Genomic DNA, 16,528 nt, shown 5'->3' on the forward strand with positions numbered 1-16,528 from the left:
GCATCACAAATGGGCGCAACATCGCCGACGCGAGGCTCGCTCTTGCAGCATGTCATGGAACACTAGTGACATGTCCCAAGCAGGAATAGCGCAGCGCGCGTGGAAGTTTCTGAGCCAACGCAACCGCTCCGGACTGGTGCGCACCCGAAACTCACTACCGCGCATCTCGCGCATGACACTGGGCGCAATAGGCGCATTCTGGATCGCTTCGGCCATCTGGGGACATACCGACCCGATCTTTGCCGCCACCAGCGCGCTGGTATCTCTAGGCTTCGGATCGGCGACCACCACCCGCCGCACCGCAGAGGTCGCACTAGGCTGCACCCTGGGCGTAGCCCTGGGCGACATGCTGATGCACTGGTGGGGGCAGGGCATTTGGCAGGCAGCCGCGGTGATGTCGCTGTCTCTGGTGGTAGCCCGCTATCTGGATTCTGGCGCAATTTTCTCGACTCAACTCGGCATGCAGTCGGCGCTTGTTGTTTTGCTGCCGATTAGTGCCGACGGACCTTTTGCCCGTTCCATTGACGCGATGACCGGCTCGCTGCTGGCGTTGCTCATCGTGATCCTGTGGCCCAGCGACCCACGGCGCACCCCGGTGGGCGGCCTCTCTGACCTACTCAAGGAGTTATCCGAGGTGATGATCGAATGCTCCTGGGCGGTCCGCGACGATGACCACCGCGCAGCATTCCACGCACTGATCAAGGCTCGCGCCACCCAACGCCATCTCGATTCCCTTCCCGGAGCCTTCCGCACGGCCCGCGAAGTCGCAACGCTCTCCCCTACCGGACGCAGACATCGCCACGAGTTAAGCCGGTTATCCTCACGCTTTGAACACTTTGATCGTGCCACCCGTAACTGTCGGGTTTTTGCACGCCGGCTGGCCTCGGTGCTGAGTAATAGCGCGCTGACCGAGCAGGGCGCGCAAAGCCTGGCACCACTGCTGCGTGACGTATCCGAAGCGGTAAATACGATGGCCCATTCGGTGCGCGAACCTACCGTGGCCGGACAAAGAAAATTTGAGAAAGCCGCCAGGCACCAGCTCGAAGCGGTAGCGGCCCAACTTGACCCGCGTGAACTTGGCGTCGAAGGGTTGCAAGGTGAAGGCCTGGTCTTGCTGCTTCGCCCGATGGTTGTCGACCTATTGCAGGCCGCCGGCCGAGATCACGAAGAAGCTGTGGGGCCACTGCCTCGCCTGAGCTGAATTGTCCGTTTAGCTAGATAACATTGAGCTATGGCCAAGACCTCCACACGCAGTAAGCCTTCCGCAAGCTACAAATGCGCCGAATGCGGCTGGACAACGGTTAAATGGGTGGGCCGTTGCGGCGAATGCCAAGCTTGGGGTTCGGTCGACGAGGTTGGCGCTGTCACCGCGCGCACCGCACCGGCCGCCAAGGTGGCACACATTGCCCAACCTATTGCGCAAATTGATGGTTCGGCAGCGGCATTCCGCACCAGCGGGGTCTCCGAGCTGGACCGCGTACTCGGTGGCGGGCTCGTCCCGGCCGCGGCGATCTTGCTAGCCGGGGAGCCCGGGGTAGGAAAATCCACCTTGCTGCTTGATGTAGCTGCAAAGGCGGCGGCAACCGGCCTGCGCGTACTTTATCTGACCGGCGAGGAATCCGCGGCGCAGGTTAAATCACGTGCCGAACGGATTAATGCGGTGGCAGATAATCTGTACCTGGCCGCGGAAACCGACCTGTCGCTCGCACTGGGTCAGATTCGCGAAATTGACCCCCAGCTGCTGGTGTTAGATTCCGTGCAGACCTTCTCTTCGGCTGAAATCGACGGGTCCGCCGGCGGCGTGTCACAGGTGCGTGAGGTCGCAGCCTCAATTATTAATGCCGCAAAAACCCGTGCGATGACCACCATTATGGTCGGTCACGTCACTAAGGAAGGCTCGGTTGCCGGCCCGCGACTCCTCGAACACCTAGTCGATGTGGTCTGCCAGTTCGACGGCGAGAAACACTCCCGACTACGCATCCTACGTGCGCTAAAAAACCGCTACGGTGCCACCGATGAGGTGGGCTGCTTTGATTTGAATGAAGATGGCATTCATTCACTGACCGACCCTTCAAAGCTTTTTGTCACCCGCACCCGCAACCCGGTGCCAGGTACTTGCATTACCGTGACGCTGGAGGGCCGTCGCCCCTTGGTCGCCGAGGTGCAAACCCTACTTTCACGCTCCAGCGCTCCGGCTCCGCGCCGCGCTACCAGTGGCTTAGACCCGGCGCGCGCGCAAATGGTGCTGGCGGTACTGCAGGCGCGAGCCCGCATGGACCTGTCCGCGATGGACTCCTACATCGCTACTGTCGGTGGGGTAAAAATTACCGAACCCGCAGCGGACCTTGCCTGCGCCCTAGCGATCGCCTCGTCAATGAACGATTTTCCGCTTCCCCAAGACTTTGTCGCATTCGGCGAGGTGGGGTTGGCCGGTGAGGTGCGCCAGGTGCCAGAAATTTCCCGACGAATTACCGAGGCTGCACGGCTGGGATTCTCTTTTGCCATGGCACCTTCTACCCCAGAACCGCTAAAAAATATCCCGGACGGTATTCGCGTCTTTCAGGTCGAATCGATCACCGAGGCACTAGACGTCGCCTTTACCCAGCGAAAGAATCCAACAGGATAAAATGGCGGTTGCTGCCCGCTGAAAGGACGCACGGTGAAACTGCACCCCACCCCCGCACTGTTAACCACTCTGGCCCGGATCGCACCGGGAACCGAACTAGCTCAAGGGCTTGAACGCATCCAGCGTGGACGTACCGGAGCGTTGATAGTTCTAGGTCACGATCGGGTAGTTGAATCCATCTGCTCCGGCGGTTTTCGGATTAACACCGAATACACCCCCACCCGGATTCGCGAACTAGCGAAGATGGACGGCGCAATTATTCTTGATGCAACGGGAAAACAGGTATTGCAAGCAGGGGTACAGCTCATGCCTGATGCTGCAATCGAAACCCAAGAATCCGGAACCCGGCACCGCACCGCCGAGCGTGTGGCAGTACAGACCGGTTTCCCGGTCATCTCGGTCTCCCAATCGATGCATACCATCACGCTATATGCGGCCGGCGAGCGCCATGTGCTGGAAACTAGTGAGCGCCTGCTGGCGCGCGGTAACCAAGCGGTAGCCACCCTGGAGCGGTACCGGCACCGGTTGGACCAGGTCACCAGCGCCCTGTCTGCCGCGGAGATTGAAGATGTGGCCACGGTTCGTGAGGTCCTCGCGGTACTGCAACGCACTGAAATGTTACGCCGAACCAGCGAGGAGATCTCCCGGCATGTACTGGAACTAGGCGTAGACGGTCGCCTGCTCGCGGCCCAGCACGCGGAACTGCTCGCCGGCGTGCAGGCCGATAACCAGCTGATCCTGCGCGATTATTCAAATGCGGAGGGTGTGGAGCTGGATATTGACGCGGCGCTGAAGAAGCTCGCCGAGATCACCGACGCACAATTGGTCGAGCTGGAAGCGCTCACCAAGATCCTGTTCCCGAATTCGACCGTGAGCCAAGATGACCAACTCACCCCCAAGGGTTACCGGTTGCTCTCACAGATCCGCACGGTGCCCAAGGCTATCGGCGAGCGGCTGGTGGCAGCCTTCGATAATTTGCAGCACCTGATGGCGGCGTCCACCACCTCGCTGATGGAAATCGAAGGCGTCGGTGAACAGCGCGCGCGTTCGATCCGCGAAGGTCTGGCCCGTATGGCCGAGTCCTCACTTTTGGACCGGTACATCTAGTCCAGCTGGAAGGTCACCGGCTCCGAATTGTTTTCGCCTAAGGCTGCGGTGAATTTGTAGGTTCCCGGACGTGGTTTCACGTTGACTGACTTGCAGCCCGGGGCCGAGCGTTGCCGGGACCAGGTGAAGCGGGCAGATTCTTTTTGTCCCGGCTTCATTTTCATTGCCACATCTTCACCATCGGTCAGACAGTCGAGTGTGGAGAAGATGCGGTCGTTGCCGCTGGTGATCAAGAATTCTTGTTGGGTGGTACCCACGTTTAATTCGCACTCACGCTCTGAGCTGTTCTCAATGCCTAGGATCAGCACCGGTTGCTTATCGGTGGGGTACGAGCCGGCATCGGTGCTGGCGGTAATTTTTACCTCATCCGAAGAGCATTTGTCCCCCGTGTCCGGTGTAGCGGACTCATTAGGGCTTGGCGAACTGCTCGGCACCGCTTGCGGTTTGTTCTCGACTGGCGTGCTGGCTCCAAGAATTCCGGCCAGCGCTACGCCGCCCCAAACCAGCAAGCCAACGATCGCTAAAGCGATCACGGCCACGGCAATGCGCCGGCGGCGATAGACGCTGGCCGCTGATTTTCCCCCCGATGCATTACTCATGGCTTAAGGCTAGTTCATCGCTGAGCCTCAGCCCGGTAATGCCAGCCGATTCCACACCGTGAATCGGCTCGCTTAGAGTGGATACGTGCAAGAAATCCACCAACAAATTAATCACTGGTACCAGCGCAATGCCCGCGACCTTCCGTGGCGTCGTCCTGGCGTCAGCGGCTGGGCCGTCATGGTCAGTGAATTCATGCTGCAGCAAACTCCGGTGGTGCGCGTGCTACCGGTCTGGGAGCAGTGGATGCACCGTTGGCCACGGCCTCAAGACCTGGCCGCCGAGCCCTTGTCCGAGGCGTTAAAGGCCTGGGGCCGTTTAGGCTATCCGCGCCGCGCCATGCGCTTGCATGCGGCCGCCATTGAAATCACCACCCAGTACAACGGTGAAGTGCCGGAAACCGAACAGCAGCTGCGTGCACTTCCAGGGGTCGGCGAGTACACCGCCGCGGCCATTGCCTGTTTCGCCTACGGGCAACGCACCGTAGTCGTTGATACCAATATCCGCCGGGTACACGCCCGGTTATTTGGTGGGATGGCGTTACCCGAACCAAATCCGCGCGCCAGCGAGTTCGCACGTGCCAAGCAGGTTCAACCCGAAGAGCACTCAAGCGCAAATCTGTGGAATATCTCGGTCATGGAGCTCGGCGCGCTGATCTGCACGGCACGCTCACCAAAATGTGATGCTTGCCCGGTCTATGAACACTGCGCGTGGATTAAAGCAGGGCAACCCGCACCGCACTACGCGCCCAAAGGACAAGCGTGGAAGGGCACCGACCGCCAGGTTCGTGGGGCGATGATGGCGATCTTGCGGGCCCACGAAGAACCCGTGCTCCGCGAAACCTTCCTGACGGATCTAGCGCTTCAAGGCCACGGCGACTATATAGCCCTGCACAAGCTTGACGCGCCGCTTGAGCAACGTGAACGCGCACTGGCCGGGCTGCTGAGCGACGGATTAGCGCTTGCTGAAGAAGCAGGTATCCGACTGCCAAGCTAGGCTTCGCGCGCCACTTATCGTATTTGGGGCAGTACCGCCCTATGCTATGGCTATGAATGCAAGCGCAGACGCGGCTAATGCCGCCCGCAGGGCAGCCGATCACCCCTGGTTTGGGCGATTGGCCAGGTCCGGTTACGTGGCCAATGGAATATTGCACGGAGTATTAGGCGCGTTGGCCTTGGTGCTCGCCACCGGTGGATCCGCTCAGGCAGATCAAAGCGGGGCCATCCAGGCACTTGCGTCGCAACCATTTGGTGAACTGTTGCTGTGGGTCTGTGCCGCCGGATCCCTGCTTTTGGGTTTATGGAATATTTCTCAGGCGTTACTCCACAGCGACAAACTTCGTACGCGCATAAAATTTGTGTCCACCGGGTTAGTTTTTCTGCTCACCGGGGGCGCTTTTGGCCGTTACGCCATCGGCAGTGGTAGCGATTCCAAGAAGACCGCTACCAGCCTCAGCGGTGAGCTGATGGGGCATCCGGCCGGGCAGATCGCATTGATTATTTTTGGCGCCACGGTGATCGGCATAGGCGGGTTTTTCGTCTTCCGCGGCGTGACCCGCAGGTTCCTAAAAGACCTAAAAACCACTGGTGGCACTGCGATCTCCCCCGCAGTCAAAATCACCGGAACAGTCGGCTACATCGCCAAGGGCCTGGTTCTTGGGGCTCTTGGCTTACTGTTTATTGTCGCCACAATTCAGCATGACCCAGAAGAAGCAACGGGAATTGATGGGGCGCTCAAAGCCATTCGAGACCAAAGCTTTGGTTCTGTCGCGCTAGCGGCCATCGGTGCTGGACTGCTGGCCTACGCGGTATATCTACTCTTCCGTGCACGCTACGATTCGATGGACTAGAAGGTCAAGATCATTCGGGTATTGCCCAAGGTATTTGGCTTCACCCGCGCGAGGTCCAGGAATTCTGCCACGCCCTCATCACGCGAGTGCAGTAGTTCCTGATACACCTCTTGGTCGACCGCGGATTGATCGGCCATCACGGTGAACCCATGACGTTCAAAAAATTCCACTTCGAAGGTCAGGCAGAATACCCGGGACACTCCGACTTCTTTGGCTCTGCGCAGTAATTCTTCAATCAGCACATGCCCAACACCCTGACCGCGGTATTTGGTGCTGGAGGCCAGCGTGCGGATCTCTGCGATATCTTCCCAGATCACGTGCAGTCCACCACAGCCGACTACTTCGCCACCGCTAGCGTCTTCGGCGATGACGAACTCTTGTATGGACTCGTAGTAGGTTACCGCTTCCTTATCCAGCAAGATTCGGTCTACCGCGAGCGGGCGCACAAGGTCCCTAATTTTCGCGACATCGCTGGTACGGGCTGAGCGGACGGTAAAAGTATTCACCTGCCACATACTATTCCCGTAACCAAGCCCACCCAAGCACTGAAGTCTTTTTTGTGACATATCAGCCAAGCAATATGCAACACTAAGGGCGGGCAACCACAAATCAGGGAGCACGATGCAACAGCATATGGCGAAACCCGGAGCCGGCTTGCTGCTAGTGCTCCTGGCCTCAGTAGGTATCGCCCCGTTGTTTACCTACGGGCTCAGTGCCACCAGCGACCTGGTTATTTCGGAGCTGCAAATCAGCGAGACGCAGTTCGGTTTACTTGCCACCGTATGTTTCGGTTGTGCAGCTATCGGTAACGCCGCCTTCAGTAAGTTCGCTGATCGGCGCACCGATGCCAGCTTATTCATCATCGTTTTTGGTCTATCGGCTGCCGCACTTGCCTTGGCGGCTATTCCCAGTGGTTACGCGTTACTACTCGTGGCCGCGATGTTCGCTGGCTTCGCGCAGTCCTTCCCCAACGGGGTCACCAATCGAGTGTTGGTCCAACGCGTGCCAGGGGCACAACGCATCACGTGGACGGGCATCAAACAATCTGGTGTACAGGTAAGCCAGCTGGTGGGCAGCCTCGGATTCCCGTTGTTGGCCGCCTGGATTGGCTGGCGCGGGGCTTCATTGGTCGGAGCGATACTTGCCGCGGTGCTCGGGGTGTTGACGGTCAGACTGATCAACGCCACCGCCCTACTTCCAGTCCCGGCGAGCAAGCCACGGAAAAATACGGCAACCACCACCGGCCCTTCCACCCGTTTTATCGTTATCACGTTGACCGCTTTTGGCTTCATTAACGGTATGGGGGTGCAGGCAACCAACGTGTACCTTCCCTTGTTTGCGGTGCGCGAGTTGCACTTTTCATTGCTTTTAGGCGGCCTGACCGCTGCCGTGGCAGGAGCCTTCGGCGTGGCCGCACGTATCGGCTGGGGAGCACTGATGTCTAAGGGAGTCTCTGCACCCAAACTGTTGCTCACCTTAGCCCTGTTAGCCACCAGTGGTGCGTTGACCTTCTGGCAAGCCCAGGTACAGCATTCTGCGCCTCTGTTATGGCTTGCGGTGCTCTTACATGGTGCTGCGGCCCTTGGAGTTTCGGTGGTGTTGATGGCCGCGTTGTTACGCGCGGTTCCAGCAGCTTCGCTAGGTAGTTCCACCGGCATTGTCTCGGCCGGGCAGTTTGCCGGGTTTACTTTTGGACCACTAGCTATGGGTGCGTTAATCTCCTCACCTGGCGGGTTCACTACCGGCTGGCTGGCGGTAACCGGGGTGTACCTGTGCTGTGTGGGTCTCGGCCTGTACTTAGTATTGCGAAAACGCAGCTAATGGATCTGGCCACCTTGGCTCATCTGCGCCGGGCACGAGACCTCATGGATCGGCATTTTGCGGATCCGTTAGATGTTCCTGCAATGGCGGGGCGTGCACTGATGTCCCCCGCACATTTTTCTCGGGAGTTTAAGCGCGCTTACGACGAGACACCCTACTCATACCTGTTGACCCGCCGGATCGAACGAGCCATGGTGCTCTTACGCGCCGGAGTTTCGGTAACCGACGCTGCCATGGCTGTCGGGTGGAGTTCGCTTGGTTCCTTTAGCAGCCGATTCACCGAGATAGTTGGTGAATCCCCTTCGGCTTATGCGGCACGTGAGCATTTAGCGACCGAGGAGATCCCAGCGTGCATTGCCAAGATCCTGATGCGCCCTCCACGATTTTGAGCAGTTTTGAAGAAGCTCAGAATTTTCCCCGACGCTAGGCTGAATTCATGACAAATATTAGTGTGCAATATATTCCGGTCACCGTACTTGATGTTGATGAAGCCTTAGTTTTTTACCGCGACGCGTTGGGTCTTGAGGTGGTCTCGGATGTAGCTCACGGCGGGTTCCGCTGGGTATCGCTAGCAATATCTGGGCAGCCCGGTCTGAACTTGGTACTCTCTGCGCCAGGCGCTGGACGCTCTGAGCAAGACGCGGCCGCTCTCGCGGAACTCGTTGCCAAGGGAGCGCTAGGTGGCCTGGTGCTTTCCGTCAATGATTTGGACTCGGTGTTCCAAACCATCAGCGCCAGTGGGGCAGAAGTCCTGCAGGAACCTATCGAGCAACCGTGGGGACCTCGTGATTGTGCCTTCCGCGATCCGTCGGGAAATATGGTTCGCATCAATCAAAGCGCTTAGGAGTTTATGAACATGTCGGACACTCAGGGATTCAGCGCGGCAGAAAAAGCCGCAATGAAGGAACGTGCGGCCGAGCTAAAGGCTCCGAAGAAGCGCATGAGCAAGGCCGAGAAGCAGCAGGCCGCGCGAGCGGATCTGGAAGCAAAAATCGATTCCTTCGAAGGAAGCGACAAGGAACTAGCTCAGCGACTGCACCAGCTGATCACCAGCACGGCACCACAGTTGGAGCCAAAGCTCTGGTACGGGATGCCCGCTTATGCTCTTGATGGCAAGGTTTTGTGCTTCATTCAAGATGCTAAGAAGTTTGAGGCACGCTATCTAACTTTCGGCTTCAACGATGTGGCGCGGCTAGATGAGGGCACCTTGTGGCCAACTTCTTTTGCGATCACCGCGCTGGAAGAAACACATCTCAAAATGCTCACCGATTTGGTGGCCAAGGCAGTGAAAAACTAGGTTAAAAGCACCGCGGGTGAGGTAGTCGGAAGTTATCCGAATACCTCACCCGTGGTTTTTATTGCCTAAGCTTTAGCTTTCCAACGCAGCTGGTGCCGGTTCGCCTTCCAGCTCACCGGTTCCACCTTCTGCGTGGAAGACAAACTTGCGTGTCTCCGCTTCGCCTTCGACGTCAACAGTGATCTTCTGCCCTGAGACGATCTGCCCGAAGAGGATCTTCTCAGAGAGTTGATCTTCAATATCGCGCTGGATCGTGCGACGCAATGGACGAGCACCCATGGCTGGATCGTAGCCACGCTCGGCCAAAAGCTTGCGTGCGGCCGGAGTCAGTTCGATGGTCATACCGCGATCATCTAGTCGCTTGGCCAGACGTCCGACGAACAGATCAACGATCTCTTCGATCTCGTCCTGGTCCAGCTGTGGGAAGACCACGATGTCATCAACGCGGTTCAAGAATTCCGGACGGAAATGCTGACGCAGTTCTTCCTGAACCTTTGCCTGCATCCGCTCGTACCCGGTACGAGTATCGGCCGATGCCTGGAAACCTGTCATGACACCCTTGGAGATATCTCGGGTACCAAGGTTGGTGGTCATGATGATGATGGTGTTCTTGAAGTCGACCACGCGACCCTGCGAGTCGGTCAAACGACCGTCTTCCAAGATCTGCAGCAACGAGTTGAACAGGTCCGAGTGGGCCTTCTCCACCTCGTCAAAGAGCACTACGGCGAATGGACGACGGCGAACCTTCTCGGTCAGCTGTCCGCCTTCTTCGTAACCGACGTAACCCGGAGGGGCACCGAAGAGTCGCGAAACGGTGTGCTTCTCGGAGTACTCGGACATGTCCAAAGTAATCAGCGCGTCTTCTTCACCGAAGAGGAACTCGGCCAAAGCCTTTGCCAGCTCGGTTTTACCTACACCGGTTGGACCGGCGAAGATGAACGAGCCGCCTGGGCGGTTTGGATCCTTCAGACCTGCACGGGTACGGCGGATCGCCTGGCTAATCACCTTGATTGCCGAATCCTGGCCGACCACACGCTTGTGCAGCTCGTCTTCCATGTTCATCAGACGCGTGGACTCTTCCTCGGTCAGCTTCACCACTGGGATACCTGTGGAGTTAGCCAAAACTTCGGCGATGAGTTCCTCGGTGACCTCGGAGATTTCGTCGAGGTCGCCATTGCGCCAGGACTTTTCCTTCTCGTTACGGGCCTCGATGAGCTTGGATTCCTTATCGCGCAGCGATGCGGCACCTTCGAAGTCCTGCGCATCAATCGCAGCTTCCTTCTCCAGTCGCACGGTGGCGATTTCCTCGTCCATTTCCTTCAACGCCGGAGGTGCGGTCATGCGCTGAATGCGCAGTCGAGCACCGGCCTCGTCGATCAAGTCAACGGCCTTATCGGGCAGGAAACGATCCGAGATGTAACGGTGCGCCAGCGTGGCAGCTGCCTGCAGTGCACCGTCGGTGATGGTCACGCGGTGGTGCGCTTCGTAGCGGTCACGCAGGCCACGCAGAATCTGCGTGGTCAGCTCGACCGAAGGCTCCTTGACCTGAATCGGCTGGAAACGACGCTCAAGAGCCGCGTCCTTCTCGATGTTCTTGCGGTACTCATCCAAGGTGGTTGCACCGACGGTCTGCAGCTCGCCACGAGCCAGCATTGGCTTGAGGATCGAGGCAGCGTCGATAGCGCCCTCGGCGGCACCTGCACCCACGAGGGTGTGGATCTCGTCGATGAACAAGATAATGTCTCCGCGGGTACGGATTTCCTTGAGCACCTTCTTCAGGCGCTCTTCGAAGTCACCGCGGTAACGTGAGCCGGCCACCAGTGAACCGAGGTCCAGGGTGTACAGCTGCTTGTCCTTGATGGTTTCCGGGACGTCTCCACGCACGATCGCCTGGGCTAGGCCCTCAACTACCGCGGTCTTACCGACGCCTGGCTCACCAATGAGTACCGGGTTGTTCTTGGTACGACGCGAGAGGACCTGCATAACGCGTTCCATCTCGTGTTCGCGACCGATCACCGGGTCCAGCTTGCCTTCGCGGGCTGCTGCGGTGAGGTTGCGACCGAACTGGTCCAGTACTGCAGATCCCGCAGGGGTTCCCTCGGACTGTCCACCAGAGCTAACACCAGCCGAGGCGGTGTCCTTACTTCCCTGGTAGCCCGAGAGCAGCTGGATGACCTGCTGGCGCACGCGACCAAGGTCGGCACCCAGCTTCACCAGCACCTGGGCTGCGACGCCCTCGCCTTCGCGGATCAAGCCGAGCAGAATGTGCTCGGTTCCAATGTAGTTATGACCCAGCTGCAACGCTTCGCGTAGCGAAAGCTCCAAAACCTTTTTGGCGCGTGGAGTGAAGGGGATATGACCGGAAGGGGCCTGCTGGCCCTTACCGATAATCTCCTGCACCTGCTCACGCACGGCACCCAACGAAATATTCAGCGATTCGAGCGCCTTTGCGGCCACCCCATCACCTTCGTGGATAAGACCGAGCAGCAGGTGCTCGGTGCCGATGTAGTTGTGGTTGAGCATGCGCGCCTCTTCTTGGGCGAGCACGACAACTCGACGGGCACGGTCAGTAAATCTCTCAAACATCTTCGGCACACTCCTTGCTTACCAATAGTTCGATGCTACGCATCCGACGGCCACAATGCGCCCTTGTTCGCCATAGGGATAACCGGAAGGCGTAGATTTCTCCATAATTCAATGGCATACCAATATTTGGTGCGCTAATTAGTTCATTAAATTTCCGACTTATTTCATCAGGCTTGAACATTCATTGGTACACCAAACAAAAAGACCGTAATGTACTCGTGATACAAGCAAGGGGCCGAAGTATCTTTCGATACTTCGGCCCCTTGTAGAGACTTATTGAACACCCAGTAAATTACTTGGCGCGACCTCGGCCACCCTTACGCATTGCTGCGTTATAGGCATCCACAACATCAGCATTCAAACGCCCGCGAGCGTTGACCTTGATGTTATTTTCTTTAGCCCATGCGCGAATTGCAGGGGCTTCACTCGTGCTGCTCTGCTTGGCTGAACGTGCAGCATCGATATATGGCTCTAAGGCCGCACGGAATTCGTCGGCGTGCTCCGTATTTAAATCCATTTCGAAGTGCTGACCAGCAACACTAAACGAAATGGACTCAACAGCTTCGCTACCATCAATGTCGTCAATCAGGGCAATCTGAACCTGACGTGCCATTATTCTATTTCCTCCATGCGTGGATTTGCTGAACTAAGCTCCAAAGAGCTCAAAGTTCATTGCAGAAATCAAGTATAGTCAAATTTCGCAATAAATCCGAATGCAACAAATAATTAGGAGGGAATTACTAGGTTTATCCTATTTCCCGGGCGTTCCAGATTCCGAATTACCGCGATCCATGAATTTTGCCTCGGCTTCAGCCTGAGCCTTACGTTCATTTCTGTCAGCGTTTGTAATCGCTTTCATCGCGTACCAAAAAATGAGTGCCAAAGCGATAGTCGGAACAATAGCCTCTACATACGGCATGGACTTTAGGCCTCCGGCTTGAGTAATGGGAACAAAATAGTTTCGCGAATACCTAGATCGGTAAAGAGCATCACTAGGCGGTCAATGCCCAAGCCGATACCACCCATTGGTGGAGCACCATATTCCAGCGCACGCAGGAAGTCCTCATCAAGCTGCATCGCTTCGGGGTCTCCGCCGGCAGCCATCAGCGACTGTTCGGTGAGGCGTTCGCGCTGGATGACCGGGTCAATGAGCTCGGAGAATGCGGTTCCGCGCTCCATGCCACCAATAATCAGGTCCCAGGCTTCGATTACGCCAGGCTTCGAGCGGTGTGGACGAGCCAGTGGCTGTGCCAGCGGCGGGTAATCACACACAAAGGTTGGGTCGATCAAGTTCGGCTCGACGATCTCACCGAAGAGCTCGATAACCAGTTTCTGCGCGCTCCACGACGGATCAATCTTAACTTCGTGCTTTGCGGCGACTTCGCGTAGTACCGAGGCGTCCGTCTCCGGGGTGATTTCCACACCCACAGCTTCAGAGAGTCCCGGGTAGACGCTCAACCAGCGCCACTCACCATCAAGGTTGATGGTTCCCTTGGCGGTCTCCAAGGTTCGGCCAGCGCCGACGGCGTCCGCAGCGTTGAGGATGATTTCCTGCATGCGCTTGGCCATCACGTACTGGTCTGCATAGGCTTCATAGCATTCGAGCATGGTGAATTCTGGCGAGTGCGTGGAGTCCACGCCCTCGTTACGGAAGATTCGTCCAATTTCGAAGACGCGATCCACGCCGCCAACGACAGCGCGCTTCAGGTATAGCTCAAGCGCGATGCGCATGGTCATTTCCTGATCAAAAGCGTTCAGGTGGGTTTTGAATGGGCGGGCCGAGGCGCCACCATGCACCAGCTGCAACATCGGGGTTTCCACCTCGACGTACTCGTGGTTTTCTAGGGTGTTACGCACGGCGCGGATGATCGCTGCGCGCTTGTACACCATCTCGCGGGCCTCATTGCGCACGATCAAATCTGCGTAACGCTGACGCACACGCGTTTCTTCGTTCAAGTCTGCGTGCAGCACTGGAAGGGGGCGCAAGGCCTTGGAAGCCATCTCAAACCCCTCGGCCATGACCGAAAGCTCGCCTCGGCGCGAGGAAATTACCTCACCGGTGATAAACACGTGGTCCCCGAGGTCCACCAGGGACTTCCACTGGGCTAAGCGCTCCTCGCCGACGTTGGCCAGCGAGAGCATAACCTGCAGACGAGTTCCGGCGCCCTTGGGGCCACCCTCCTGCAACGTGGCGAAGCAGAGCTTGCCGGTATTGCGCATAAAGACGATACGTCCGGCAACGCCGACGCTCTGACCGGTCGCTTGGTCCGGCTCTAGATCTGGGAACAGTTCACGGACCTGCTGCAAAGTATGAGTGCGTGCCACCCCAACCGGGAAGGCTTCCTCGCCGTTTGCCAGCAGGGCGTTGCGCTTATCGATGCGGACCTGACGCTGGTCGTTCGGATCGGTGCTATCTACGGAATTATTTTGGGAAGTCACAATAGTCCATTCTACGTGTCATTCATTGCTCTGTGGCCGGATCATGATGCGACTTACATGGTGATCTCTATGGCTTAACGAAAACAAGGTGCCGGGATCACTCCCTGCACCTTGTTTCGGCACTACCAGATGGTTACGCGGTCAGCCGGGTCTAGCCACATTCCGTCGCCTGGTTTCGTGTCAAAAGCCTCATGGAAGGCTGCCAAGTTTTTTGGCACCTGATTACAGCGGAACTCGCCCGGAGCGTGCGGGTCTGTGGTCACCCTGACAACCGCGGTTTCCGGACGGATCAGCGTACGCCAGCATTCCGCCCAGGCGTAGAAGAAGCGCTGATCGCCGGTAACACCGTCGATCACCTCATCTTCTGCGATACCTCGTGCTGTCAGTTCTAGCTTGTATGCCTGGTACGCGATGCCTAGTCCACCGAGGTCACCAATGTTTTCGCCGAGAGTCAGTTGACCGTTGACCTGATGATCTGGTGCTTCTGAAGGGCTCAGCGCGTTGTACTGGTCAATGAGCTTCCCGGTGAGCTTTTCAAAGGCAGCTCGGTCTTCTTCGGTCCACCAGTTTGTGAGCTGGCCGGTGCCGTCATACTGCGAGCCCTGATCGTCAAAGCCGTGACCGATTTCGTGTCCGATGACCGCGCCGATGGCACCGAAATTGGAGGCAATGTCGCGATCTTTGTCGAAGAACGGCAGGCGCAGGATGGCCGCCGGGAAGGCTATCTCGTTGAGTAGCGGATGGTAGTAAGCGTTGACCGTCTGCGGGTACATGAACCACAGTTCGCGATCCACCCCGTCATCAATCTTCTTTAGCTCACGCTTAAATTCGAATTCGTTGGCCGATGCAAGATTAGCAATGACGTCCAACGGGTCGGTAGTAATCGAAGAGTAGTCGATCCATTCATCGGGGTATCCGATCTTTGGCCGGAACATCGACAACTTTTCCAGCGCCTTCTCAATCGTTTCAGCACCCATCCAAGGCAGATTTGAGATGGAAATACGATAGGCCTCAGTGAGTCGCTCAACTAAAGCATCCATTGCGGTCTTAGCTTCTTGTGGGAAATGCTTGGCCACGTAAAGTTGACCGATGTCTTCCCCTACGCCGCCCTCGGTGAACGAAACGCCGCGCTTCCAGCGTTCCTTAAGGGTTTCCACGCCGCCCAGCTTCGCTGCGTAGAAGGAGAAGTTTTCATTGACAAATGCACTAGACAGATACGGTGCGAAGGAACGCAAGACCTGCACAGTAAGCCAGCTCTTCCAGCTCTCTAGTGGCTCAGTGTTGAGTAGCTCAGAGAGTGCCTTGAAGTAGCTTGGCTGCCAGAGGACTACCTCCGCACTGTACTTCGAGTCGATACCGGCACCCTGCAACCAGTTACGCAGACCAGGGAACAGCGCAAGAACTTCGTCTTGGTTCATCAAGTTGTAGCGCGCTTGAGCGTCGCGGACCTTAACTCGGTCCCAATGGTGACTCGCAATCTTTGTTTCCAAGTCCACCACCGAGGTCGCCGCGCTCTTCGGAGATTCAATGCCACCGAGTTCTAACAATCGACTTAGGTGATCCCGATAATCCTCTACCGTCTGCGTGAACTGCTCTTCACGGTAGTAAGACTCGTCTGGTAGCCCAAGGCCAGCCTGCAAGAAAGTCAGTAGGTTGCGCTCTGGATTTCCTGCGTCGTTCATCGCACCGGAGGCGAGGAATCCGCTGATACCCTTGCGGTAGAAAGATCCAGACAGCTCAATTAGCTGTTCAGCCGTCGAAAGTTGCGCAATTTCGCGTAGGTACTGCGCGACAGGATCGGCGCCACGCGCTTCAATCACTTCTTCATTCATAAAGCTGCCATAGAGCTCGGCAATACGCTTAGTGGGGCCCTCTGTCTGGGTGCCTGCCTCGTATGACTGGACCGCTTCGGTGATGATCGCGTGAACCGCGTCTTCTGCGTCATCACGCAGTTCCATGAATGATCCGTATAGCCCCTGATCGCTTGGAATCGATGCCGAGTCGAACCACTTGCCGTTCGAGTGGCGATACAGGTCATCCTGAGGGCGGACGGAATCATCGAGATATTTCAGCGCATCAGACGTCAACGAGGGGCTCCCTATATAGCAGATCTAGTAGTATCTACTATTCACTGTAGCTATTAGTTCTTTGCCCTGAACGAGCTGAGCCATATATGCGCCGACGGCTTAAACAGGTGAGGCCCCGA

The 16,528-nt window shown here is 57.2% G+C and carries 15 protein-coding genes; 9 read left to right on the forward strand and 6 right to left on the reverse strand.

Going from position 1 to position 16,528, the window contains the following annotated elements:
• Nucleotides 1-49 precede the first annotated feature (49 nt).
• Genes CIK74_RS14050 through disA form a run of 3 tightly spaced genes read left to right on the forward strand, consistent with a single transcriptional unit; the run spans nt 50 to nt 3,733 of the window.
• Entirely contained in the window at nt 50-1,201 is a 1,152-nt protein-coding gene (locus CIK74_RS14050) for an FUSC family protein (RefSeq protein WP_229677154.1), read from the forward strand.
• A gap of 30 nt (nt 1,202-1,231) precedes the next feature.
• Nucleotides 1,232-2,626: a DNA repair protein RadA gene (gene radA, locus CIK74_RS14055; RefSeq protein ID WP_096256833.1), complete on the forward strand. Its 1,395-nt coding sequence runs from the start codon at nt 1,232-1,234 to the stop codon at nt 2,624-2,626.
• Nucleotides 2,627-2,659: 33 nt separating this feature from the next.
• Nucleotides 2,660-3,733 carry a DNA integrity scanning diadenylate cyclase DisA gene (disA, locus tag CIK74_RS14060; RefSeq protein WP_096256834.1) on the forward strand — a complete coding sequence of 358 codons (1,074 nt, stop codon included), beginning with the start codon at nt 2,660-2,662 and terminating at the stop codon, nt 3,731-3,733.
• On the opposite strand, the gene CIK74_RS14065 is transcribed toward disA, so the two are convergent.
• The gene (locus tag CIK74_RS14065; protein ID WP_096256835.1) at nt 3,730-4,332 is read right to left on the reverse strand and encodes a hypothetical protein; all 603 of its coding nucleotides are present in this window, start codon (nt 4,330-4,332) and stop codon (nt 3,730-3,732) included. The genes disA and CIK74_RS14065 overlap by 4 nt on opposite strands.
• A gap of 85 nt (nt 4,333-4,417) precedes the next feature.
• Here CIK74_RS14065 and CIK74_RS14070 point away from each other — a divergent pair, with 85 nt between their 5' ends.
• Complete coding sequence (locus CIK74_RS14070; protein ID WP_096256836.1) at nt 4,418-5,326, forward strand: A/G-specific adenine glycosylase; 909 nt, start codon at nt 4,418-4,420, stop codon at nt 5,324-5,326.
• A 52-nt stretch (nt 5,327-5,378) separates the two neighbouring features.
• Nucleotides 5,379-6,179: a DUF1206 domain-containing protein gene (locus tag CIK74_RS14075; protein ID WP_205738291.1), complete on the forward strand. Its 801-nt coding sequence runs from the start codon at nt 5,379-5,381 to the stop codon at nt 6,177-6,179.
• Here CIK74_RS14075 and CIK74_RS14080 read toward each other — a convergent pair.
• Complete coding sequence (locus tag CIK74_RS14080) at nt 6,176-6,685, reverse strand: amino-acid N-acetyltransferase (protein ID WP_240520553.1); 510 nt, start codon at nt 6,683-6,685, stop codon at nt 6,176-6,178. The genes CIK74_RS14075 and CIK74_RS14080 overlap by 4 nt on opposite strands.
• Nucleotides 6,686-6,800: 115 nt before the next feature.
• On the opposite strand from CIK74_RS14080, the gene CIK74_RS14085 reads away from it, so the two are divergent.
• From CIK74_RS14085 to CIK74_RS14100, 4 genes are read left to right on the forward strand one after another with little or no spacing between them, the layout of a single operon-like run.
• The gene (locus tag CIK74_RS14085) at nt 6,801-8,000 is read left to right on the forward strand and encodes an MFS transporter (RefSeq protein ID WP_170947893.1); all 1,200 of its coding nucleotides are present in this window, start codon (nt 6,801-6,803) and stop codon (nt 7,998-8,000) included.
• Nucleotides 8,000-8,389 carry a helix-turn-helix transcriptional regulator gene (locus CIK74_RS14090; protein WP_096256839.1) on the forward strand — a complete coding sequence of 130 codons (390 nt, stop codon included), beginning with the start codon at nt 8,000-8,002 and terminating at the stop codon, nt 8,387-8,389. The genes CIK74_RS14085 and CIK74_RS14090 overlap by 1 nt, the downstream gene beginning before the upstream one ends.
• A gap of 47 nt (nt 8,390-8,436) precedes the next feature.
• A complete protein-coding gene (locus CIK74_RS14095) occupies nt 8,437-8,844 on the forward strand; it encodes a VOC family protein (protein ID WP_096256840.1) in 408 nt (135 codons plus the stop codon).
• A 12-nt stretch (nt 8,845-8,856) separates the two neighbouring features.
• Complete coding sequence (locus CIK74_RS14100) at nt 8,857-9,297, forward strand: DUF1801 domain-containing protein (RefSeq protein ID WP_170947894.1); 441 nt, start codon at nt 8,857-8,859, stop codon at nt 9,295-9,297.
• A gap of 72 nt (nt 9,298-9,369) precedes the next feature.
• Here CIK74_RS14100 and CIK74_RS14105 read toward each other — a convergent pair whose 3' ends face one another.
• The 4 genes from CIK74_RS14105 to CIK74_RS14120 all read right to left on the reverse strand — a co-directional run bounded on the left by CIK74_RS14105 (nt 9,370) and on the right by CIK74_RS14120 (nt 16,409).
• A complete protein-coding gene (locus CIK74_RS14105; protein ID WP_096256842.1) occupies nt 9,370-11,883 on the reverse strand; it encodes an ATP-dependent Clp protease ATP-binding subunit in 2,514 nt (837 codons plus the stop codon).
• A gap of 292 nt (nt 11,884-12,175) precedes the next feature.
• Entirely contained in the window at nt 12,176-12,496 is a 321-nt protein-coding gene (locus CIK74_RS14110) for an Lsr2 family protein (RefSeq protein WP_096256843.1), read from the reverse strand.
• A gap of 311 nt (nt 12,497-12,807) precedes the next feature.
• Nucleotides 12,808-14,322, reverse strand: coding sequence for a lysine--tRNA ligase (gene lysS, locus CIK74_RS14115; RefSeq protein WP_096256844.1), 1,515 nt, complete (start codon nt 14,320-14,322; stop codon nt 12,808-12,810).
• A 122-nt stretch (nt 14,323-14,444) separates the two neighbouring features.
• On the reverse strand, nt 14,445-16,409 hold the full coding sequence (locus tag CIK74_RS14120; RefSeq protein WP_170947895.1) for a M13-type metalloendopeptidase: 1,965 nt from the start codon (nt 16,407-16,409) through the stop codon (nt 14,445-14,447).
• Between the last annotated feature and the right edge of the window lie 119 nt (nt 16,410-16,528).

The organism is Glutamicibacter sp. BW77 (genome assembly GCF_002332285.1).
GTDB classification, from domain to species: Bacteria; Actinomycetota; Actinomycetes; order Actinomycetales; family Micrococcaceae; genus Glutamicibacter; species Glutamicibacter bergerei.